19 protein-coding genes and 1 other annotated feature are annotated in these 22637 nt (G+C 27.1%); of the genes, 9 read left to right on the top strand and 10 right to left on the bottom strand.

The window, feature by feature from the left end:
• Positions 1 to 141: 141 nt before the first annotated feature.
• Positions 142 to 373 (top strand) — a binding site (T-box leader).
• A gap of 106 nt (positions 374 to 479) precedes the next feature.
• The 3 genes from thrC (at position 480) to KGF38_RS03020 (ending at position 4049) form a co-directional block, all read left to right on the top strand.
• The gene (gene thrC, locus KGF38_RS03030; protein WP_074179653.1) at positions 480 to 1961 is read left to right on the top strand and encodes a threonine synthase; all 1482 of its coding nucleotides are present in this window, start codon (positions 480 to 482) and stop codon (positions 1959 to 1961) included.
• A gap of 9 nt (positions 1962 to 1970) precedes the next feature.
• Positions 1971 to 2864, top strand: a complete 894-nt coding sequence (gene thrB / locus KGF38_RS03025) for a homoserine kinase (RefSeq protein WP_074179652.1) — start codon at positions 1971 to 1973, stop codon at positions 2862 to 2864.
• 126 nt (positions 2865 to 2990) lie between these two features.
• Complete coding sequence (locus KGF38_RS03020; RefSeq protein ID WP_074179651.1) at positions 2991 to 4049, top strand: NAD(P)H-dependent flavin oxidoreductase; 1059 nt, start codon at positions 2991 to 2993, stop codon at positions 4047 to 4049.
• A gap of 164 nt (positions 4050 to 4213) precedes the next feature.
• Here the strand turns inward: KGF38_RS03020 and KGF38_RS03015 are convergent, their stop codons facing one another.
• Positions 4214 to 4726, bottom strand: coding sequence for a flavin reductase family protein (locus tag KGF38_RS03015; protein ID WP_054270585.1), 513 nt, complete (start codon positions 4724 to 4726; stop codon positions 4214 to 4216).
• Between the two features lie 519 nt (positions 4727 to 5245).
• Between KGF38_RS03015 and KGF38_RS03010 the strand changes: the two genes are divergently transcribed.
• A complete protein-coding gene (locus KGF38_RS03010) occupies positions 5246 to 6181 on the top strand; it encodes a magnesium transporter CorA family protein (RefSeq protein WP_021384983.1) in 936 nt (311 codons plus the stop codon).
• 91 nt (positions 6182 to 6272) lie between these two features.
• On the opposite strand, the gene KGF38_RS03005 is transcribed toward KGF38_RS03010, so the two are convergent.
• Positions 6273 to 8144, bottom strand: a complete 1872-nt coding sequence (locus tag KGF38_RS03005) for a tetratricopeptide repeat protein (protein WP_054270586.1) — start codon at positions 8142 to 8144, stop codon at positions 6273 to 6275.
• Between the two features lie 191 nt (positions 8145 to 8335).
• Between KGF38_RS03005 and KGF38_RS03000 the strand changes: the two genes are divergently transcribed.
• Both KGF38_RS03000 and KGF38_RS02995 read left to right on the top strand, forming a co-directional pair.
• The gene (locus tag KGF38_RS03000; protein ID WP_074179650.1) at positions 8336 to 9262 is read left to right on the top strand and encodes an AEC family transporter; all 927 of its coding nucleotides are present in this window, start codon (positions 8336 to 8338) and stop codon (positions 9260 to 9262) included.
• 138 nt (positions 9263 to 9400) lie between these two features.
• A complete protein-coding gene (locus KGF38_RS02995; RefSeq protein ID WP_167640550.1) occupies positions 9401 to 9547 on the top strand; it encodes a hypothetical protein in 147 nt (48 codons plus the stop codon).
• A 109-nt stretch (positions 9548 to 9656) separates the two neighbouring features.
• Here the strand turns inward: KGF38_RS02995 and KGF38_RS02990 are convergent, their stop codons facing one another.
• On the bottom strand, positions 9657 to 10181 hold the full coding sequence (locus tag KGF38_RS02990) for a GNAT family N-acetyltransferase (protein WP_054276912.1): 525 nt from the start codon (positions 10179 to 10181) through the stop codon (positions 9657 to 9659).
• 46 nt (positions 10182 to 10227) lie between these two features.
• Positions 10228 to 10452 carry a hypothetical protein gene (locus KGF38_RS02985; RefSeq protein WP_054270588.1) on the bottom strand — a complete coding sequence of 75 codons (225 nt, stop codon included), beginning with the start codon at positions 10450 to 10452 and terminating at the stop codon, positions 10228 to 10230.
• 195 nt (positions 10453 to 10647) lie between these two features.
• Here KGF38_RS02985 and KGF38_RS02980 point away from each other — a divergent pair, with 195 nt between their 5' ends.
• Positions 10648 to 11772 carry a DUF3810 domain-containing protein gene (locus KGF38_RS02980; RefSeq protein ID WP_074179649.1) on the top strand — a complete coding sequence of 375 codons (1125 nt, stop codon included), beginning with the start codon at positions 10648 to 10650 and terminating at the stop codon, positions 11770 to 11772.
• A 196-nt stretch (positions 11773 to 11968) separates the two neighbouring features.
• Here the strand turns inward: KGF38_RS02980 and ispG are convergent, their stop codons facing one another.
• The 4 genes from ispG to KGF38_RS02960 all read right to left on the bottom strand — a co-directional run bounded on the left by ispG (position 11969) and on the right by KGF38_RS02960 (position 15750).
• Positions 11969 to 13024 carry a flavodoxin-dependent (E)-4-hydroxy-3-methylbut-2-enyl-diphosphate synthase gene (gene ispG / locus KGF38_RS02975; protein WP_074179648.1) on the bottom strand — a complete coding sequence of 352 codons (1056 nt, stop codon included), beginning with the start codon at positions 13022 to 13024 and terminating at the stop codon, positions 11969 to 11971.
• A 186-nt stretch (positions 13025 to 13210) separates the two neighbouring features.
• On the bottom strand, positions 13211 to 14215 hold the full coding sequence (rseP, locus tag KGF38_RS02970) for an RIP metalloprotease RseP (protein ID WP_074179647.1): 1005 nt from the start codon (positions 14213 to 14215) through the stop codon (positions 13211 to 13213).
• A 12-nt stretch (positions 14216 to 14227) separates the two neighbouring features.
• On the bottom strand, positions 14228 to 15382 hold the full coding sequence (locus tag KGF38_RS02965; protein ID WP_054270592.1) for a 1-deoxy-D-xylulose-5-phosphate reductoisomerase: 1155 nt from the start codon (positions 15380 to 15382) through the stop codon (positions 14228 to 14230).
• A gap of 164 nt (positions 15383 to 15546) precedes the next feature.
• Complete coding sequence (locus KGF38_RS02960; protein WP_021384994.1) at positions 15547 to 15750, bottom strand: helix-turn-helix domain-containing protein; 204 nt, start codon at positions 15748 to 15750, stop codon at positions 15547 to 15549.
• 176 nt (positions 15751 to 15926) lie between these two features.
• Here KGF38_RS02960 and KGF38_RS02955 point away from each other — a divergent pair, with 176 nt between their 5' ends.
• Both KGF38_RS02955 and KGF38_RS02950 read left to right on the top strand, forming a co-directional pair.
• Entirely contained in the window at positions 15927 to 16652 is a 726-nt protein-coding gene (locus tag KGF38_RS02955) for a hypothetical protein (RefSeq protein WP_227832150.1), read from the top strand.
• A gap of 130 nt (positions 16653 to 16782) precedes the next feature.
• Complete coding sequence (locus KGF38_RS02950) at positions 16783 to 17364, top strand: hypothetical protein (RefSeq protein ID WP_074179646.1); 582 nt, start codon at positions 16783 to 16785, stop codon at positions 17362 to 17364.
• An 85-nt stretch (positions 17365 to 17449) separates the two neighbouring features.
• On the opposite strand, the gene KGF38_RS02945 is transcribed toward KGF38_RS02950, so the two are convergent.
• Together KGF38_RS02945 and KGF38_RS02940 are read right to left on the bottom strand one after the other, a co-directional pair.
• Positions 17450 to 19267 (bottom strand): putative bifunctional diguanylate cyclase/phosphodiesterase, encoded by a 1818-nt coding sequence (locus KGF38_RS02945; RefSeq protein WP_074179645.1) that lies wholly within the window; start codon positions 19265 to 19267, stop codon positions 17450 to 17452.
• A gap of 198 nt (positions 19268 to 19465) precedes the next feature.
• On the bottom strand, positions 19466 to 22507 hold the full coding sequence (locus KGF38_RS02940) for a diguanylate cyclase domain-containing protein (RefSeq protein WP_054270595.1): 3042 nt from the start codon (positions 22505 to 22507) through the stop codon (positions 19466 to 19468).
• Positions 22508 to 22637 lie beyond the last annotated feature (130 nt).

Genomic DNA, 22637 nt, shown 5'->3' with positions numbered 1-22637 from the left:
AACAGTTAAAAAAATATTTTTCTATGACCCAATTTGATTACAATTTTTTTACAATTTAAAAAATATTTTTCCCAAATTTTTATATTAATACTTGACTTTGTCTGTTTTATAATCTAGAATAATTAATAATATTAAGAATATTGAAAGGCTTTGATTAGGAAGAGTAAATCTGAATCGGTTACCAGAGAAGGAAACTATTAGCTGAAATGTTTCCCTAATTAGAAAGATTGAAAACTACCTATGAGCTTCTATCTGAAGTTATCTTAATGATTTTAGTAGGAATAGACGTTTTTATTACTTACGTTAAAGTATCAAGTGGATTTTTTTAAATCAATTTGGGTGGAACCGCGGGAAACAGATTCTCGTCCCTTTTTTAGGGATGAGGGTCTTTTTTTATTACCTAAATTCAGTTTTTAAAATATTCTGTACTTAACTTAATTAGCTAATTAAAAATCTAAAATATATGGAGGATTATAGAAATGTATTATTCAAGTACAAGAGGCACCGAAGAAAAAGTAACTGCATCACAAGCAATAATAAAGGGAATATCAAATGATGGTGGTCTTTATGTCCCAAGTAAATTTCCAAATGTTGAAAATGAACTTATAGATTTAATGAATTTAACGTATTCTCAGATAGCATTCTTTGTGCTTAGTAAATTTTTATGTGATTTTACTGAAGATGAGATTAAAGACTGTATAGAAAATGCATATGACGAAAAGTTTGATTGCACTAGTATAGCTCCATTAAATAAAATAAATGATACTTATTTCTTGGAATTATATCATGGACCAACTTTAGCATTTAAGGATATGGCACTTACTATAATGCCTCATCTTCTTAAAACATCTATTAAGAAAGATAATTTAGAGAAAGATGTCGTGATTCTTACTGCTACATCTGGAGATACAGGAAAGGCGGCACTTGAGGGATTTAAAGATATTGATAAAATAAAGATAATTGTATTCTTCCCAGAAGATGGTGTAAGTGCAGTACAAAAGCTTCAAATGAAGACTCAGAAAGGAAAAAATACATATGTAGTTGGTATAAAAGGAAATTTTGATGATGCACAATCTGGTGTAAAGAAAATTTTCTCTGATAAAGAATTTAATCAAAAACTATTAGATAATAATTATATACTATCTTCTGCTAATTCAATTAATATAGGAAGACTTCTTCCACAAGTTGCATATTATTTTTATTCATATATGAAATTAGTTGATAAGGGTGAGATAAAGTTAAATGATAAAATAAATTTTGTTGTACCAACTGGTAATTTTGGTAATATTTTAGCTGGATATTATGCTAAACAAATGGGACTTCCAATAAACAAATTGATATGTGCATCAAACGATAATAATGTTCTTTATGATTTCTTTAAAACTGGTATTTATGATAAAAATAGAACATTAAAATTAACGTCTTCTCCTTCTATGGATATATTAATATCTAGTAACTTAGAAAGATTGTTGTTTGAGATATCAAATAGAAACACTACTATCGTAAATAAACTATTATCTGACCTTAATGATAATGGAGTCTACAAAATAAATGAAGATATGGAAAAAAATTTATCTTCATTTTATGGAGAATATTCAAATGAAAAAGAAGTTAAAGAAACAATAAATAATGTATTTAAAAATTATAACTATTTGATAGATACTCATACTGCTGTTGCATACAATTGTTATGAAAAGTACAAAAAAGAAACTTCTGATAACACAAAAACTGTTATTGTAAGTACTGCAAGTCCATTCAAGTTTTCTGAGGATGTTCTAAAATCTATAGATTGTGATTTTGAGAACCTTGATGACTTCGCTATAATTGATAGATTATCAAGTATTTCTAAAACAGATATACCAAAACCTATTAAAAATCTTAAGGATGCAGAAATACTACATAAAGATATTTGTGAAAAAGATGAATTAAAACTAGCTATAAAAAAATTTTTGAAAGTATAGGTGATTATTATGTTAGAGATTATAGTACCTGCAACAAGTGCTAATATAGGTCCAGGGTTTGATTGTCTTGGAATTGCATTAAATATATATAATAAATTTTATATTGAAGAAATTGAAAATGGTCTTGAAATAGAAGGCTGTGAAGATGCCTATAAAAACGAAAACAATTTGGTTTATACATCTATGAAGTACTTTTTTGATAGAGTTAAGCCAGACAAAATACCTACTGGCATCAAAATAAAAATTCAAAGTGAAGTCCCTATATGTAGAGGTCTTGGTAGTAGTGCATCTTGCATAGTAGCTGGTGTTATAGCTGCAAATGCTCTATCAAATGCTAATTTGGATAAATGCCAGTTGTTAAATATAGCATCAGAAATAGAAGGGCATCCAGATAATGTTGCCCCTGCTATTTTAGGAAATATGATTGTCTCTGTGACTGATAATGATAACATACACTATGATATTATAGAAATTCCTAACGAACTTAAATTTTGTGCAATGATACCTAATTTTAAGTTATCAACTGAAAAAGCTAGAGGTGTTTTACCAAAAGAAATACCTTATTCTGATGGTGTATTTAATGTCAGTAGGGTTGCATTACTTGTATCAGCTCTACTAAACAAAAACTTTGACCTTCTTAAAGTTGCTTGTCAGGATAAATTACATCAAGATTATAGAGGAACTCTAATTGAAAACTACAGTGATATTGTTAAAAAATCTGAGCAATTAAATAGTATTGGAGTCTTTTTAAGTGGAGCTGGGCCTACTATAATGTCTTTAATACAAGAAAATGATGATAATTTTGTAGATAATATGAAAGACTACCTATCAAAATTAAAATCTGATTGGCAAATAAAAGAGTTATGTTGTGATTCTAATGGAGCTGTTTTAAATATTATATAATTATCATCTCATCTATAAAATATAACTACTCTTTTATTATAATTTGTAGTATAATAATTAGGACTAGGTAATAATATTAAGTATTATAATCTAGTTCTTTAAACATGTTTACATTAAGGAGGGATTATCATAAAAGAGTTAATAATTAGAGATTTAGTTGCAAAAGTTCCTATAATTCAAGGTGGAATGGGCGTTGGTATATCTAGATCATCATTGGCTGGTGCAGTTGCTAAGCTTGGTGGTGTTGGTGTAATTTCTGGGGTTCAAATTGGATATGATGAGGAAGATTTTGAAACTAACACTATAAATGCAAATTTAAGAGCTATAAAAAAACATATTTCTAAAGCTAAAGAAATTTCAAATGGTGGTATTATTGGTATTAATTTCATGGTAGCTATGAAAGAATATGAAACATACGTAAAGGAAGCTGTTAAAGCTGGCGTAGACCTTATAATATCTGGAGCTGGATTACCTAATAAGTTACCATCATTGGTAAAAGGAAGTAATGTAAAAATAGCTCCTATCGTTTCAACTGCAAAAGCTGCTAATGTAATTTTAAAGATGTGGGATAGAAAAGAAAAAACTACGGCTGACTTAATAGTTGTTGAAGGTCCAAAAGCTGGTGGTCACCTTGGATACTCTAATGAGGAACTTGATAACATAGATTCTATAGACTATGATAAGGAATTTGTTGAAATCTTAAAGGTTGCAAATACTTATGGAGAAAAATTTGGCAGAAACATTCCAGTTGTTGCTGCTGGTGGTATAACATCAAGTAGCGATGTTAAAAAATATATAGACATGGGAGCAAGTGGTGTACAAGTTGGTACAAGATTTGTTGCTACTTATGAATGTGATGCACATGAGAACTTTAAAATGGCATACATAAATGCTAGTGAAGACGATGTTCATATAGTTAAAAGCCCTGTAGGTCTTCCTGGACGTGCTATAAGAAATAAATTTATAGAAGAAGTTAAAATAACTCGTCCAGAAATAACAAAATGTTACAATTGCTTGATTCCTTGCAATCCAAAAGAAACTCCTTACTGTATTTCTCAAGCTTTAATCAATGCAGTTAAAGGAGATGTTGAAAATTCACTTTTATTTTGTGGAAATGATGCATATAAGATTGACAAGTTAAGTAGTGTTGAAGATGTTATCAATGAATTGATTTCTGAGTTGTAATTTAAAGAGTTATAATTTGAAATTTTATAAAGCTAAGGAATTTATATATGTTATCGATTAATCTTTGTTAACATATTTACTTCCTTAGCTTTTTTATATGTTTTTATATATCAATATATTTTTGCAAATCTCCTATTCAACTCAATTTAATAGTAGTCTTACATTTAATCTTCTTTTACAAGAACATTAGTTATTTCAGCTATATATAAAGTGTGGTAATCCTTTTGTGGATACCATCTTCCATCTATACCTTCAGCAATAAAACATTGAGGCTCTATTTTCTGACTATACATCTTTTTACATATAATAGCCATCTTTGCTTCTTTAAAATAAGGTGTCTCATTTAAGTGTTCTATATTAAATCCAATTTGTGATATCTTATCCTCTTCTCTACCAGATACTTTACCACAATATGAAAGCTCTTTACGGAAATCTTCATCAAAAAAAGTAAGAGAAAATTTATCTGTATTATCTATAAACTCCTTAGTATAACGTTGTGGTCTTATTACTACAAAGGCAACATCTTTTCCCCACATAACTCCAAGACCTCCCCAACTAGCAGTCATGGTATTTACTTTGCCCTCTTTTTCTGCTGTTATAAGTGTCCAGTCTTTCCCTATCAATCCAAATGGATTATTTTTAATATCTTCTGCTACAATTTCTTTAAATTCACTCATATCTCAATAACCTCTCATTCTCTTATATTTATGGTACTCTTATTTTCGTTACAAATTATAAATAAAATTTACTTTTGAAAATAAAATACCTTATTTTAAATATATTATTGTAAATAAGTAAATATATAAACACACACTTATTTTTTTAATATATTTAATATTTTCACTCAGAATATATATATTCTTTATTTAAGTTAAATATAACTGTTGTATTTAACATGTAAATTGTGGTAAAAATATTATTTAATCAAATCAAAACTTGATTTATATACCTGGAAAAGGTATTATATTAAAGAGTGCTTAAAATACGAATTTAGTATATAGGTATATAAAATAATAAATAAGGAGAGTGATGGGCAATGGATACTAGTCCGTTGCGGAGAGAATTTTTTACAATCTCATCACTTAATAATATCTAAAATCAAAACTAATACATATATTCAGTTATATAAATTAGCTAATTAATAGATACTATTAAATGATGAGATTTATATAAAACTGAATAAAGGATGTGTTGCCATGATAAGATATTACAAAACTATAGATTCAAAATTAGAGAAACTTAGTTTTTTTGAAGATGGCTGTTGGATAAATCTTGTTGAACCTAATCATAGCGAAATCAACGAAATTTCTAATTTATTGAATATAGATGTAGAAAACATAGAATCTGCACTAGATGAAGAAGAACGCTCAAGAATAGATGTTGAAGACAATCATACTCTTATACTTATAGATATACCAGTAGACGAAAGTGACTCTAATTCTTCTCATTATACTACAATACCCCTAGGTATTATAATAACTAAAGAAGCTATTATAACCGTTTGTAATGCACAGACTAAGATTTTAAACGACTTTATAGTTGGTCATATTAAAGATTTTTTTACATTTAAAAAAACTCGCTTTTTACTTCAAATTCTTCATAAAAATGCAGCTTATTATTTGCATTACTTAAGAAAAATAAATAAGATGACAATCATAATAGAGCGAGAAATTTACAAATCAATGAAAAATAGAGAATTAGTTCAATTATTGGAATTAGAAAAGTCTTTGGTATACTTCTCTACTTCATTAAAATCTAATGAACTGGTTTTAAACAAAATGGTTAGAACTGCTGGTATAAAGAAATACCCAGACGATGAAGACCTATTAGAAGATGTTATAGTCGAAAATAGACAGGCTCTTGATATGGCTAAAATATACGGAGATATATTGAGTAGAATTATGGATGCTTTCAGTGCAATTATAAGTAATAATCAAAATAATGTTATGCAAATTTTAACAGTAGTTACACTAATTTTCTCAATACCTACAATAATATCAGGATTCTTTGGTATGAATGTTATCAATATGCCATTTTCCAATAATCCAAATGGATTTTGGATAATTCTGCTTATTACCTCTATAATATGTATAGTGATTACATTTTTCATGTCAAGAAATAAGCTATTATAAAATATTTATTAAAAAAGCCATTAGAATTAATTGATTTCATTTATTCTAATGGCTTTTATATATTTAAATCTATAGACTCTTATAACGTTTTTTAGTTATCGTGTTCTTCATCTATAATCATTTCAGTTTCAAGACCTTCTAACATAGAATCTAAACTCTCTTTTATATTTAATATATAAATTGGCACATACTCTTCTTCGTCAATTACTTCCTCTTGTAGTTTAAATGGAGGAATTAATACTTCATCAAAGTTTATATTTAAATTAGGGAAATCTTCTACTATCTCTTCACAATTATCATATCCTTCATTAGCTAAAGAAGTATACATATCTAAACTTTTTTTATAATAAAGGCCTGCAAGCATATACTCACACTTCTTACTTCCATATTTAATACCTTCTTTATAATATTTCTCAGCTTCTACATCATCATTTAATTTCAAATAAATTTGTCCTAAATTATAGATTGATTCAACACAACCTTGTGCTCTAGACTTTTCATACCAAAACTTAGAATTTACATAGTCTTTATAGAACATATCATAAATTAATCCTACCATATGTTGAGCATACACATTATTTTCATTAGCAGGTGTATCAAACATCATCTTAGCTTCTTCTAATTTTCCTTCTCTAAAGTAAATTCTACCTAAGTGTATACGAGCATTCATATGACTTTTACTACTTGCCATCTCAAAATATTTTCTAGCATTTTTTGTATTTCCTAGATTTTCATATATACATCCCAATCTATAACTAGACCTAGTATCTCCATTTTCAGATGCTTTCTTATACCAAATTATAGCTTCTTCGATATTATTTAAATCCTCATAGATATTTCCTAATTTGATTTGACAAGATGCATTATTAGGAATCCTTGAATAGTACGAAATTGCTTTTTCTATATCTTGATTTTGATAATATAAATCTCCAAGATTCTCAAGTGAACTTTTACATCCAACAGCTATAGCATCTTCATAATATTTAATAGCATTTTCATAATCTTTTTCTTCAAAATATATACCTGCCAGATTATTTTTTGCCTCTGTTATATCATCTTCTGCAGCCATTTTGTAATAAATTTTTGCTTTTTCTATATCATTTTCCCTATTATATAAATTAGCAAGTCTATATTTAGAAAGTGTATGATTTTTTTCTATTGCTTTCTCATAATAATAAATTGCATCTCCTAGTTCTTCTTTTCTATCGTATACATATGCAAGTCTGTATTCAGATTTTACATCTTCTCTATCTGCACTTTTTTTATAGTACCTTTCTGCTTCTTCTAAATTATCATTTATTTCCATAATCATACCTAAGTTAAAGCAACCTTTCATATGACCTGATTTATACAATTGTTTATATAGACTCACTGTCGATTTGTTATCTTTCTTTTTTCCATTTAATATTGCTAAATTATATTTTGCATCATCATCTAAAAGTACAGAACCTTTTTTATAATACTCATATGCTTCATCATCCTTCTCCAAAAAAGTATATAATACTCCTAGATTAAAACAAGCTTTCCCTAAGTTATTGTCTGCTGCTGCTTTTAACCATTTTTCACTTCTTATAAAATCCTTCATTTTAAAATGGCATACACCCAAATTATTTTGTGCTGGTAAATACCCTAAAGTTGCTATCTTTTCATACCAATATATGGCATACTCATAACCATCCAATCTATAATACATATTACCTAAATCAAAAGCGGCATCCTCACTTCCATTTTTATATGCCATTGAGTACCATTTTTCGGCTTCTTTAAATTGTTTTTTACTTTCATATATATTTCCCAAAGTATATTGAGATTTTACATAATTATCTAATGCTGCACTCTTATATAATTCTATTGCACTTTCTGTCTTACCCATCTTTTCAAGAAGAGCCCCTTTAGTATGTATCACTTTCGGGTCACTAGATATATTTTTTATTTTTTTTATAGAAAATTTTGTATTTTTCATTATTAGCTACCTACCCATTTTATAAAATATAATCTCTCAAACATTATTATACATTATAATCCATAATTAATGCTATAATATTGAATTTTTACCTTTTGTCACTATATTGTAACATTAGATTTTAAATTTTATAATCATTAGATTTTATTATATAATTGGTATATAATGTATATATAGGGAGGGGACATTTTATGAACTTCAGCAATATTTTTATTCAAGTGGCAGTTTTATTTATAATTATTTTAGTTGGATATTTTGTCAGAAAATTCAACTTATTAGATGACCACTGCACATCTAAACTTTCAAACTTGACAATGACGGTTTTTTTGCCATCAATGATAATTAGCTCCATGCAAATTAACTTTGATAATAAAATGATACAAAAAATACTATTGTTATTATTTACATCTCTGATTATGTATATGGTCTCAATTATAATTGCATTTTTATTAAAATACGTTTTGAAATGCGACAATAAAAAAGATTTGGGGATATATCAGTATATAGTTGTTTTTTCAAATGTTGCTTTTATGGGCTATCCTGTAATTGAAGCTGTTCTAGGCCATGAAGCGATATTCTATACTGCTATATTCAATCTACCATTTAACTTGTTTTCTTTTACTTTAGGAATTTACCTTCTATCTAAAGGTAGTACAAACAAAAGTTTTTCAATGAAATCACTTATAAGCCCTGCTACAATAGCTGTGGTTATTGGACTTTTTTTATTTGTGACAGGACTTAGATTACCTCAATTTATAAATGACCCGCTTAAGATGTTAGGAAACATCACTACACCAATATCAATGATTATCATTGGAAGTTTACTTGCTAATTCTTCAGCTCTAGATTGTTTTATCAATAAAAAATTATATCTAGTCACTTTTATAAGATTATTAGTACTTCCTGTGATTGTATATTTTATTCTAAAGGGATGGATAGATGATAAGATGATTTTAGCTATACCAGTAGTAATTTCTTCAATGCCTGCCGCCGCAAATACTGCTATAATGGCTAATCAATATGATTCCAATATAACATTAGCTTCACAATGTGTGTTTTTTACAACACTATTTTCAGTTATATCTATACCTTTTATAAGTATTTTATTGTTATCTTGATTTATTCTTTTATGTATTATATAATAACATATTCAATAAATTACAAATATAAACATTTTATTGTAGCATATTGATGGAATTTTTTCCTAGATATTTGTCAATAATATCTATATGTATTATAGAATAGGAGGCTTAAATATGGATTTAGATTTACTCTTTAAAATAGTATTTGCTATAGTTGCTATAGGTGTTTCTGTAAAAATTATAAAGACTGTTGCTAGTCTAGCTTTTAAAATAGCTTTGATATTGCTAATAATTTTATTTGTATATAGAATGTTTTTATAAACATTTAAAAATAAGTTTTTTAATATAATAGAGAAGTAGAATAAATTATCTTTAATGAAAATTTATATTAAAGACAATTTATTCTACTTCTCTATTCCTATCAGACTCTTTAAATCAAATTTTTATTATATCTTCCCATAACATAGGTATCTTCAAATTTTCCATCTCTAATTACAGCATATCTTTTAATACCCTCTACTTCAAAACCTAACTTTTTATATAAATTTAATCCCTTTTCATTATCCACAATTACTTCTAATCCTACTCTAGCTAACATAATCCAATTATCTGCTATATCTAAAAGCTGCTCTATTAGTTTTTTTCCTACTCCTCTTCTATGATAATTCTCATCCACAGTTATTCCTAGTTCTGCACTATGTCTTAATCTTGGAGAGGAATTTACATGTAAACCAGCAAAACCTATTACAGTTTTTTCTCCATTGTTATCAATCTCAGCAACAAACATGTAATCATTTTCTCCTAAAGAATTCAACATAGTTATAGTTTTATCTACTCTATCACTCATTAAAGCCAAAGTATTTCTCATAACACCATATGTCCTTCTCATTTCATTAACAGCTTGTGCATCTTCACTCCTTATAGGTCTTATTATTATATCTATAGGATTACTCATATTAAATTCCCCCTACTAAAAAAATTTTATTTAAATTTTATAATCCTTATTTTATACTATTTAAATCTATGTATGCTTCTATTTGAGGCACATATATCATATTATCTTTTATATGTGTACTTCCAAATTCTTTTAACTCTACACCTTCTTTATCTTTAGTTATTTTATATCTAATTGACTCTTTTCCTTCAATTAATTCTGCATGAAAAAACATGCCTTCATATTGCTTGAATCTAAAATTGAAGTTATCTTTAGTAAGTTTTATTACCATATTTTTATCTACTCCTTATATAGTTAATATTTTTTATTATTATTAGTTGTATACATATTGTTTATTCATATTAATATATTATAACTTATCATTAATTTAGTATAAAGTTATAAATACATATATATACTTATTTTACAACATATCTCCAATTGATATATAATATGTTTATATAAACTAGAGTCTGTGAGGTGAAATATGAACAAAAAATCAAAATATTTTTCTTTAATTCTTTTTCCTATTGCTTTACTTTTAAATTTTATAGCAAGTAAAATTCCACACATTGTTGAAAAATATTACTCTCAAGCAATAGATAAAACAATTGTACAAATATTGAGTAAGATTTCAGGAATTTTCCCATTTTCTCTATATGAAATAACAATGTACATAATTGTTATATCTATCATTTTATTTTTATGCTCTACTATATTTACGATTTTCAATAAGAAAAAAAATTTAAAAATATTTTTAAAGAATGCTATTTTAAATATATTATCTATTGTATCAATAGTATACTTTCTTTTTATAGTGCTTTGGGGGATAAACTATAATAGGATTCCACTTGAAACTACCCTTATAAATCAATATAATTTAGAAAATAAGAGCTCTATTCAACCAAAGCAACATAGTGCTAAAGAACTTACTAAATTATATAAATTTCTTGTAACTAAGTCAAATGAAACTAGAAAACTCACATTACAAGATAAGAATGGAGTTATAAAATCTAATACAGATTATAAAGGTGTGATAAATAGAGCTCAACTAGGATATGATAATGTTCTAGATATATTACCTAGCGTTAGTGGAAGTTATTCTAAAGCTAAGTATATTATTTCATCGAATATTATGTGCTATACAGGAATAACAGGTATATATTTTCCATTTACAGGTGAGGCAAATGTAAATGTAGCAATACCTGACTTGTATATTCCTTGTACAGTCGAACATGAAATGGCACATCAAAGAGGATTTGCTAGTGAAGATGAGGCTAATTTTATAGCATATCTTACATGTATAAAACATCCTAATATTGATTTTAACTATTCTGGTTATATTTTAGCTTTAAATTATACTGCTTCTGCCTTAAGTAGGATTGATTATAATGCCTATGTTGACATATCTAAAGGTATTTCAGACTCAGTCCTTAGAGATTTAAAAAATGAAAGTGAGTTTTGGCAAAAATATGAAGGTAAAATTGATGAAATTTCTAATGAGTTCAACAATTCTTATTTAAAAGCTAATGGTGTTGCTGAAGGTACTCAGAGCTATGGTAAAATGGTAGATTTATTGCTAACTTATTATGAATTATATTCATACAATTAAACAAGACAATTAAAAACGCTCTTAACAAGATAACAGTTGTTAAATTAGCTGTTTTTTATTTAAATCAGAATATATATTTCTTTATATCTATTAAAATTTCTCAAAGTAAAAATGGCTAGATGATTAAAATACTCTAGATAAAATCTAGTCTAAAAGTATTTAAAAATCTAGCCAATTAAAATCTATTTATTTTATACTATAACTTATCAATCTCTTCTAGTAACTCATCAACTAACTTATTACCATCAATCATTCTTACTATTTCTCCCTTTTTAAATAAAAGACCTTCACCTTTACCTCCAGCAATACCTATATCCGCTTCTCTAGCTTCACCAGGTCCATTTACAGCACATCCCATAATTGCAACAGTAATATCTTTTTCCATATTTCCAATCTTTTCCTCAACCTCATTTACAACACTAATTAAATCTATATTACATCTACCACATGTAGGACATGATATAACCTTAATCTTATCATTCAAAAGTCCTAGACTTCTTAAGATTTGTTTACCAACAACAACCTCTTCAACTGGGTCTCCTGTCAAAGATATTCTAACAGTATCTCCAATTCCTTTAAGAAGTAGTGCTCCTACACCTATAGAAGATTTTATTGTTCCTTTATGGATACTTCCAGATTCTGTAATTCCAACATGAAGAGGATAATCAACTTTTTTTGATATTAATTCATATGCATCGACAGTTTTATAAATATCAGATGATTTTAGAGATATAACTATATTATGAAAATCTAAATCTTCAAGAATCTTAATATGACCCATTGCACTTTCAACTAATGCTTCTGCTGTTGCAGAACCATACTTTTTTAAAAGTTCTTTTTCTAAAGAACCTCCATTAACTCCAATTCTAATTTTCAGATTTTTTTCCTTACATTTCTCAACTACAGCCTTAACTCTTTCTATATTACCAATGTTACCAGGATTTATTCTAATTCCATCCACACCTTGTTCTATAGCTTCAAGAGCTAATTTATAATCAAAATGTATATCAGCAATAATAGGTATATTTACACTAGACTTTATCTTACCTATATTTTTAGCTGCTTTAATATCAGGAACTGCTACTCTAACTATATCACAACCAGCTTCCTCTAGTCTCTTTATTTGAGCTATTGTAGCATCTGCATCTCTTGTATCAGTGTTTGTCATAGATTGAATACTTATAGGGTTTTCTCCTCCTATTTTTATATTTCCTACACTTACTTCTCTAGTCTTTCTTCTCTCGTAACTCATATTCCACCTCTATATATTATTTTATATTAATTCTATTTAACTATTAAAAATACTCTAATCTACATATATATTATAAATTAAAAAGCTATATAGTTAAAGAAATAAGAATAAATATCGTATATTGAAATTTATTTATTCTCATTTAAAACTACATAGCCCTTTTCTTAATATCTATAAAAAACTAAATTATTGAAATAACCTTAATATATCTTTATATGTGATAAAAAGCATAAATAACATCAAAGCTCCAAAACCAACCACATTTATCATACCTTCTTTATTTGGGTCAAGTTTTTTACCACCTCTAACTGCTTCTAGTAATAACATAAGTATTCTCCATCCATCAAGGGCTGGTATTGGTAATAGATTTACTATACCTAGATTTAAACTTATTATAGCAGCTAAATACACTACATTTATAATACCTGTACGAGCTGCATCTGATACCATACCAATAACACCTACTGGACCTGCAACAGCATTACCAATTCCTCCTGGGACACGTCCTGTAACCATTTGACCTAAGAATGTCAACATTTGCTTCGTCATATCCACAGTAGTTTTACATGCATTTACAATTGAACCAAAAAAATCCTTCTCTCTTTGTGGTTGAATCCCTATTTCATACTTTCCATTATTGTTTTTAGGTGTTACATTTATAACCTTATCACTTCCATCTCTAGTTATACTAAGCTTCAATTCTCCACCAGAAGAAGTATTTATTATATTTGCAACTTCATCCCAAGACTTAACAGAATTACCATTAATTTTGTTTATTTTATCTCCTACTTGAAGCCCTACAGCCTGTGCAGGAGTATCTGGCATTATCTTCCCTAATTTAGTTGTTGGAGAACCTATATATAAAAATACTGGTACCAAAAGTATTGCTGCTAATATTATATTAAATATTGGTCCTGCTACAATAGTACTAAATCTTTGTAATATAGATTTATTTCCAAAAGAATTTGGACTTACTTGTTCTTCATCTTCACCTTCCATACTCACATATCCACCAATTGGAAGTGCTCTTATAGAATACTCTGTATCTTTTTTTACACTATATATCTTAGGTCCCATACCTATAGAAAACTCATTTACTTTGATACCACTTCTTTTTGCAAATATAAAATGTCCTAACTCATGTATTAATACAATTATACTAAATAGTATTAATGCAGCTATTATAGTCATAAATTCACCTTCCTATTTTTTTATCAGATTTGCAACATAAGCTCTACTCCATCTATCTGTTTCTAATATTTCCTCCAATGTTGGTTTACTTATGCTACTATGAACTTCTAAAGTCTTCTCTATGTAATATGGTATGTCATAGAAACCAATTTTATCCTCTAAAAATTCACTTACCAAAACTTCATTTGCTGAATTTAGAACAGAAGAATAAGTTCCTCCCATTTTTAAACATTCATAAGCCAATTTTAAACATGGAAAAGTCTCTAAATCTGGCTCTTCAAAAGTTAAAGTGCTAAATTTTGAAAAATTCATTCTTTCAAAGCTACTTTCCATTCTATCTGGATATGTAAGAGCATATTGTATTGGTAGTCTCATATCTGGACATCCTAATTGTGCTATTATTGAGCTATCTGTATATTGTACCATTGAATGGATTATACTTTGTGGATGAACTACTACATCTATATTTTCTTGTTCTACCCCAAATAGCCATTTAGCTTCTATAACTTCAAGACCTTTATTCATAAGTGTTGAAGAATCAATACTTATCTTTCTACCCATACTCCAGTTTGGATGCTTAAGAGCTTCATTTTTAGTTATATTTACAAGTTCATCTTTTTTCTTTCCTCTAAATGGACCTCCAGATGCTGTAAGTATTATCTTTTCTATGTTTTTTTTATTTTCTCCATTTAAACATTGAAATATAGCACTATGTTCACTATCAACAGGAAGAATATTTACATTATATTTTTCTGCCTCTCTCATTACAAGTTCGCCAGCAGTTACTAACGTTTCTTTATTCGCTAATGCTATGTCTATTCCCTTCTTTATAGCACAAAGAGTTGGAACCAAGCCTATCATTCCTACAACAGCAGTTAGAAGTACATCAACTTCATCAAGTGATGATATTATTTTTAGTCCTTCCATCCCTGCTAAAACTTCTATTTTTATATCTTTTGACAACATTTCTTTTAATTTTAATGCTTTATCTTCCTCAAAAACTGTTACGTATTTAGGTTTAAATTCTACTATTTGTTCTAGTAATAACTCAATATTACTATTAGCTGATATTGCAACTATCTCAAACTTGTCTCTATTTTCTCTGACTACATCTAAAGTTTGTTTACCTATAGAGCCTGTAGAGCCTAAAATTGATATCCTTTTCATATAATAATCCTTTCTAATAATAAATATACCCTATCAAAACATTATAACACTACTAAAACAATTATTTTTACTCTTCATAGAAATTTCATGTAGTATATTCTACAAACCAAAATCAATCCATTGTTTCTGTATTTTATAAAGTATTATAAAATATTTTAGTATTATTAAATGTCTCTTTTTATTTCAACAACATCCTCTATTTTACAGTCTAGTGCCAGACATATCTTCTCCATTGTATCCATAGAAACAGATTTATCATTTCCTAGTCTCCCTAAAACAGAAATACTTATACCTGATATATTTACAAATTCCATTTTCTTTATTTTTCTGTCAATTAATAATTTCCATAATGGAGCGTATGAAATCATATTATCACCTCGCAAAATATATTCTATCACATTTTATCTATTTTGGAAAATTTTCACCTATTTAGATAAATAATTCTTTTATAAATAGATATGAATTATAGTTTAGTAGAAATAAATATGTTAAAATAAATCAAAGTAATAGATTTAAAACTATACTACTAACAGGAGATGATTAAATGAATCAGGCTCATAAAAGAAAACACGAATTTATAAAAAATCATTGGGATTTAACTGTCATAGAAAAAGAAAGAAATGTTGTTCGCATTATTCGTTACTTTCTAACAACACTTGCTATTGTTGCTTTTTTTCTTCCCACTAAGCTTAAGTTCTCTATATACATATTTATCTCATTATTTTGTTGGATAATGTATTTATTACTATATCCTAAAATGCCAATGGAAATGCCTAAAAAAAGTGACTTAAAAAAATATTATATACCATTTCCTTTCACTGCATGTGTATTGTCAATAATGATTCTTCTTCTATCTACAAATTTATTATATACATCCACAAAAGAGAGATTCACTTTTGTTTTCATTTATATGATAATATTATTTATACCATATATTTTAATGTTAATTTCAAAAAAAATAAGAGAGACAAAATTTATCATCTTATTAGTTCTCTTTTCTACGTTCATTCTTAGTTTTTCTACAACACCAGCTTTAAATTATGTTGCCACATTGGATAAACCTGAAATTGAATTTGTAAAAGTGATTGATAAAGTAAGTATTTCTTCTCGTTCTGGAAAGGAATATTATTTTAAAATAGAGGCAGATAATAAAATAAAAAGAATGAAAGTTTCCAATAAAATGTACAAGTCAATAAATAGAAATAAATTAGTTAAACTTTGTAAAAGAAAAAGTATATTTGGTTATGAATACTGGGCATTACAAAACTAGAAAAATAGCTATCCAAAAAATACATACTATTGTATTGATTTAAAACTCATTATTATAATATTATATAAATCATATACAAATATTTAATTAAAAAATTTTAAAATTTATATTTTAGAAAAAAGGAGAAAATATGCCATATTTATTAAAAATTAATCAATTTGAAAGAAGCTACGATATAGGAATTTTTAAAAATGAACAATCGATATATAAATTTATTGAAAAAATACCATTTGTAAAAAGAGACAGTAGTAATTTTAATTATATAAATTACTATATTGAATTTAAAGATATCCCTGAATATTATGAAGTAAATTTCAACAATTATTTATATATTATTACTAGATTTTCATTCATACCAAATGATGGTGAGATATTTTTTAGCTGGAACGAAATCCATTGTTGGGATGAAAAAATTGCTAATGAAAAAACCTTTATAAATGGTGAAACATTGGTAGATTCATATAATTTTCCAAACAATGAAGTAAAAGACTATATACAAAAACGAGAATCACTATATAGAGAAACAAAAATATATTATGAGGAAAAAGGATTAAAAATTGAAAGGCATGCACTTGGCTCAGAAGATGGGGAATATGTTGAACTTGTAAATGATTCTATACTTTATTTACTAGATGTAGAGGCAGTTGAAATATGGGAACAATCAAAAAATATAGAAGAATTTTTATATAAATATAAAAAACAGTTTGAATGATTTATATTTTTTGATGTACATAACTATGGATTGAGCTATTTCATATTTCATTAAATAGCTCAATCCATAAATCAATAAAAAAACATTATACTATTTTTCCAGTTACATATTTATTAAAAAATTCTTTTTCTTCTATCGGTTTAGAAAAATAGAAACCCTGTCCCACATCACATTTAATCGTCTTTAAAAAATCTAGGTCCTTTTTAGTTTCAATACCTTCACATACAACAGACATATCTATACGATGTGACATTTCGATAATACACTGAATAATACTATACACTTTTTCTCTATTAAAAGTTTCTTTAAGTAGACTTTTATCTAACTTTAACCCGTTAATCGATAAAGAGCATAAAAGACTTAGAGAAGAATATCCTGAACCAAAATCATCCATAGAAATTAAAAATCCTAACTTTTTAAGATTATCTAAAATCGAAATAACTGGCTCAGATATTTTATTAAAAGCACTTTCAGTTACCTCTATTTCTATATATTTAAAAGGAATTTCATATTCTCTAACAATATCCAAAAATCTTTGGTAGAAGTCATTTTGATAAATAGTAACTCTTGAAAAATTAACTGCTATAGGATAAGTGTATTGATTTTTTTTCATAAATGTCTTTTTTATAAATGAACATGCTTTCTTTAACATATAAAAATCTAATTCAATAATAAATCCACTTTTCTCAAATAATGGAATAAATTGATCTGGTGACAAAAATCCAAGTTCCGGAGAAAACCATCGTACAAGAGCTTCTGCACTCACAACGTTTAAAGAAGATATCTGAAATTTTGGTTGCAAATACATATGAAATTCCTCATTTTCTAGTGCCTTGTGCATATAATTATAAATACTATTTTCCATTTGTAGTTGCTTTAACAGATTTTCATTATACCATACAGTAGATGAAATCCCTCTCTTTTTACTTACCTTATGTGCAATATTTGCCTTATCCATTATAGAGTTAATAGATTTATAATCTAATTTCTCATCTTCAACTAAATATGCACCTATACAATAAGATATAGTTTGAGTTACATTCATATTTAATTCAGATATTATGGAATCAGTCAGAATTTTACTAATTTCATCTAATAGAGTCTCTCTATATTTTGCAAGTATCACAAAATTATCTGAACCAACTCTTGCACAAATTTCTTTAGTATTAAATGTCTTGGAAAGTGCGGTTGCAACTATTATTAAAACTTTATCACCATATTCATATCCATGTGTATCATTAATATATTTAAAATTGTCAATATCAATATTTAATAACACATATTCTCCCTTATGTGCATGATGTAAAATTTCAATAGCTCTGTTTTCAAATGCAACTTGATTTTTTATTTTTGTCAAATTGTCAGTATAAAATATTTTATCAAATTTTCTTTTATTATAACATTCCCAAATCAATAGGCTTATTGTTGAGACTATAAGATAGATAAGTAATGCAGTAGCAAAGGTATGCAATTTTATGTCAGAATGTTTTTCAGATATAAAAATAACATCTCTAGATAGTGAAGAATATGTTTCGCTCAATCTGTATAATTCATCACCTGAACCACCATTTCTAACTTTTATAATTTCTTTTTTCATAGATTTCCACATAGAATCCATTTGAATTAATTTTTCTTGAAATTCTTTATTATCACACCTTTGTAATCCATTTTCCCCTTTACCTGTTCTTAGCTCTATTAAAATGCTATCTAGTTGTTTTATCAAGTTATCATTTCTTTTATTATTCAACTCTTGTTTAACAACTTTTTGAGTTTCACTGCCAATGGTACTAGTATAATTTATAATTTTAATATGTTCTATACTATTGTATAGGGAAAATATAAAAATTATAATAGCAACTAACCAAATAGTAGCATAAATTAAAAAATCATATTTTTTCTTCATTATTGTTACCTCAATTATAATATATCTATATAATTTGCAAATGACTAATCACTTCTGAATCTCCCATAACTAAAGTCACAGGGTTCCTGTTTCATAGAATTTTGCATAATCAACACTTTGCAGTAGTATGTATTTACCTCAAATAGCTCTATCTTCTATATATCTAAGATAGACCAATCTCTGATAATATAGATTTTTTTAGATAGAAAACATACAATATGTGTTTTTTCCTTCTTCTTTTGCTCTATATAGAGCACTATCTGCATGATGATATAACTCATAAAATTGTTCTCCATCTTCTGGATATACAGAAATACCTATACTTACACTTATTTCAAAATATAAATCATCATACTTAAATGTACTATCTAGTATTTTTAATATATCAAGACCTTTATTTTGTATACTTTCTTTTTCTCCACTGTACTCCATAAAAGCTATAAACTCATCACCTCCTACACGACCAACTATATCTGCTTTTCTAAAATTTCTTTTTAAACATTCAGCTAAGTCAACTAATATTTTATCTCCAAATACATGTCCCATAGTATCATTGACATATTTAAAATTATCTACATCAATCATAAACAGAGCATAACTTCTACTTCTATCACTCGATAGCAATATGTTTCTAATCTTTTCCTCAGTAGTGCTCTTATTTAGCAATCCTGTCATTAAATCATTTTGAGATTGTTCAATTAATTTATTATACTCTTTCTTTTCTTCATCTATATTTCTTATTTTTCCTAGTATGGATATAGCAGTATCTCCAATCTTATCTGGTTCATTAAACTCTATAGAACACCATAAATGCACATTATTTTTAGAGAGTATACGTATTTCTATTGTTTCTGGCTTGTTACCTCTCTGTGCCTCTTCTAAAGCATCCAGTAAGGTCTTACAATCATCTTCATAAATATTTAATAACTGTTCAGTAATTGTTGATTTTGGTTCTACTTGAAAAATATTGTAATAATTATCAGAAAATATTATTGTATCATCCTTAAAATTATATTCAAATAAAATGTCACCCCATTGCTTTAATGCTTTTTGGTATCGATTAGCTAAATTATTAGATGTTCTATCTTTTTCTTCATAAGTTTCATCTGTTACGTCTACTATACTTGAATAAAAATACTGTTTCCCATCCTTATCATTTTCACATAACCTAGAAATTGTTTCTAAAGAAATTAAACGATTGTCTTTGCACCTGATGCGATAGTTGAGTGTAATTATATCTTTAGAATTAATTTGGCTTATTATATCACTTATTACATTTTTTCTATCTTTTTCAAAGATTAAATCAATATACTTTCCATCAAACTTGTTTTTTATTTCTTTTTCTGTATAACCTATTAATGATATAAAACTAGGAGAAATGTAATCTAAAGTGAAATCTTCATCAAAACGAATACATTTTACACAAGCAGGAATATTATCCAGCACTTTCCTGTATTTCCAATATGATTCTTCCATCTCTAAAGACCTCTTCTTAAGTCTGTCATTTTCTACAATAACTACAATTAAGCTCTTAAATCCTTCTTTTCCTCTTACGACATTACCTGTTCCGAGTATCCATATAGGTGTTCCATCAGATTTTACTACTCTAAATTCAATAGTTACTATATCACTAATTCCAAGTTGTCTCCTAATTTCATAATTTACATATTCTATATCATCTTGATGAACAAATCCTAATGCTTGATTCTTAAATTTTTCTTCCATCTCTTTAATTGTATAACCAAGCATTCTACGATACCCTTCATTACATGTAAGAAAAGTAAATTCATGGTCCATTCCAACTTGAAATATACCTGCATATGCATTATCTATCAGTTCTTTTATATTCATTGAATGCGTTGGAGTGAGTGCAGAATATACCATGCTCTTTTCCTTTTCTAAAGAAACGTCTTTTGATATAATATCTTCCTGATAGTTAAATGAATCAACATATTTTTCAAAATAATATTCATGAAACTTATCTGCATTTATAGGCTCTTTATAATAAAACCCTTGCAGTATTTCTGGTCTCATCTGTTCAATAATTTTTAAAGTTTCCTTATCTTCAATTCCTTCAACATAGACTGTCATATTCATACTGTGACACAAGTTAATAATTTGTGAAACAATTTTTTGGTCTGTTACATCATATGTAATACGATTTAAAAGAGTATGATTAATTTTTAAAGAATCTGCACTTAATTCACGAAAAATTTCTAAGGATGAATGTTTCGCTCCAAAACTATCAAAGGTAATCTTAATGCCTTGACTTCGAAGAAAATCGAAAGAACGTCTTATTTCTTCTATTTTTTTTATAGTATTATCTTCTGTCAATTCCAATGTTATTAGAGATGGTGGCACACCTTCTTTTCTTATAGTATCTAAAATAAAGAACTTGAAGCTAGGGTTTTCAAGTTGTTGATATGATACATTTATGTTCATCTTGAAATTTGGCATATATTTTATCCATATATTCAGTTGTTTTAAAGCAGTTCTAATTATCCATTGACTAACTTTATCCATAAGTCCAGAAGATTCTAAAAAAGGTATAAACTCAGTTGGGCCAAGTTTCATTTCAAAATTAGGATTCTTCCAACGAAGTAATACTTCACATCCATATAGTTTCTTATTATCAGCAAAAATGAGTGGTTGATAATTTAAATAAAATCCTTTAAAATCATTTAACACACTTTCTCTTAGATACTCTATCAATTTTATAGAATACTGAGAAAAAGTTAACTTATCCTTTGAGTAGACAAGGAGAGTCTTTTTTCCTTGTTTCTTTGCCCTCTCAAAAGTAACACGTGCATTTTGGTACAATGAATCACAATCTATACCATCCTTAGGATAAAAACAAATACTTCCTGATATAGTAAATGAAATAGCATGCCCATTAATCTGTTTTATACATTGTGCTACATCCTGAAACCTATTAAATAGTTTTATTAATTCATAACAATCTCCATCTGGATACAAAACTCCAAAGCCATTTCCATCCAATCTATATAAACTTACATCTTCAGGTAAAAAGGGTAAAATAGCTCTAGAAAATTTTTTTAAAACCTTATCTCCAAATGAGTAAGAATATAAATTATTAATTTGCTCAAAATCATCTATTCCAATAAACATAATTCCATATGGATTCTTCTGATTTTCTAAGCTTGAAAGCATCATCCTAAAATTATAATTCCCATTTAAATTCGTTAATTTATCTATAATATTATTAGTTAATGTCTCCATTAATCCATCCCCCTCAAATTTCAAACTTTTTGAAATAAACATTTATCTATTATTTTTTTATTTTACTAACATTTTATATCTCTGAAAGTTTTTATGTGTATAATAAATCATTACCTAATTCAAAAGCTAT

Origin of the sequence: Clostridioides sp. ZZV14-6387, from assembly GCF_020657835.1 — a bacterium.
Lineage (GTDB): Bacteria > Bacillota > Clostridia > Peptostreptococcales > Peptostreptococcaceae > Clostridioides > Clostridioides difficile_A.
Note: the sequence above shows the minus strand (reverse complement) of the source record. Positions and strands in the feature narration are given on the sequence as shown.

What these genes read in the sequence shown, in the direction of transcription:
- KGF38_RS02980 (WP_074179649.1), top strand. Translation starts at nt 10,648, where the DNA reads ATGAACAAAAAATCAAAATATTTTTCTTTAATTCTTTTTCCTATTGCT.
- KGF38_RS02990 (WP_054276912.1), bottom strand. Translation starts at nt 10,181, where the DNA reads ATGAGTAATCCTATAGATATAATAATAAGACCTATAAGGAGTGAAGAT.
- KGF38_RS03000 (WP_074179650.1), top strand. Translation starts at nt 8,336, where the DNA reads ATGAACTTCAGCAATATTTTTATTCAAGTGGCAGTTTTATTTATAATT.
- KGF38_RS02985 (WP_054270588.1), bottom strand. Translation starts at nt 10,452, where the DNA reads ATGGTAATAAAACTTACTAAAGATAACTTCAATTTTAGATTCAAGCAA.
- rseP (WP_074179647.1), bottom strand. Translation starts at nt 14,215, where the DNA reads ATGACTATAATAGCTGCATTAATACTATTTAGTATAATTGTATTAATA.
- KGF38_RS02955 (WP_227832150.1), top strand. Translation starts at nt 15,927, where the DNA reads ATGAATCAGGCTCATAAAAGAAAACACGAATTTATAAAAAATCATTGG.
- KGF38_RS03010 (WP_021384983.1), top strand. Translation starts at nt 5,246, where the DNA reads ATGATAAGATATTACAAAACTATAGATTCAAAATTAGAGAAACTTAGT.
- KGF38_RS02995 (WP_167640550.1), top strand. Translation starts at nt 9,401, where the DNA reads ATGGATTTAGATTTACTCTTTAAAATAGTATTTGCTATAGTTGCTATA.
- KGF38_RS02945 (WP_074179645.1), bottom strand. Translation starts at nt 19,267, where the DNA reads ATGAAGAAAAAATATGATTTTTTAATTTATGCTACTATTTGGTTAGTT.
- KGF38_RS02940 (WP_054270595.1), bottom strand. Translation starts at nt 22,507, where the DNA reads ATGGAGACATTAACTAATAATATTATAGATAAATTAACGAATTTAAAT.
- ispG (WP_074179648.1), bottom strand. Translation starts at nt 13,024, where the DNA reads ATGAGTTACGAGAGAAGAAAGACTAGAGAAGTAAGTGTAGGAAATATA.
- KGF38_RS03005 (WP_054270586.1), bottom strand. Translation starts at nt 8,144, where the DNA reads ATGAAAAATACAAAATTTTCTATAAAAAAAATAAAAAATATATCTAGT.
- KGF38_RS02950 (WP_074179646.1), top strand. Translation starts at nt 16,783, where the DNA reads ATGCCATATTTATTAAAAATTAATCAATTTGAAAGAAGCTACGATATA.
- thrB (WP_074179652.1), top strand. Translation starts at nt 1,971, where the DNA reads ATGTTAGAGATTATAGTACCTGCAACAAGTGCTAATATAGGTCCAGGG.
- thrC (WP_074179653.1), top strand. Translation starts at nt 480, where the DNA reads ATGTATTATTCAAGTACAAGAGGCACCGAAGAAAAAGTAACTGCATCA.
- KGF38_RS02965 (WP_054270592.1), bottom strand. Translation starts at nt 15,382, where the DNA reads ATGAAAAGGATATCAATTTTAGGCTCTACAGGCTCTATAGGTAAACAA.
- KGF38_RS02960 (WP_021384994.1), bottom strand. Translation starts at nt 15,750, where the DNA reads ATGATTTCATACGCTCCATTATGGAAATTATTAATTGACAGAAAAATA.
- KGF38_RS03015 (WP_054270585.1), bottom strand. Translation starts at nt 4,726, where the DNA reads ATGAGTGAATTTAAAGAAATTGTAGCAGAAGATATTAAAAATAATCCA.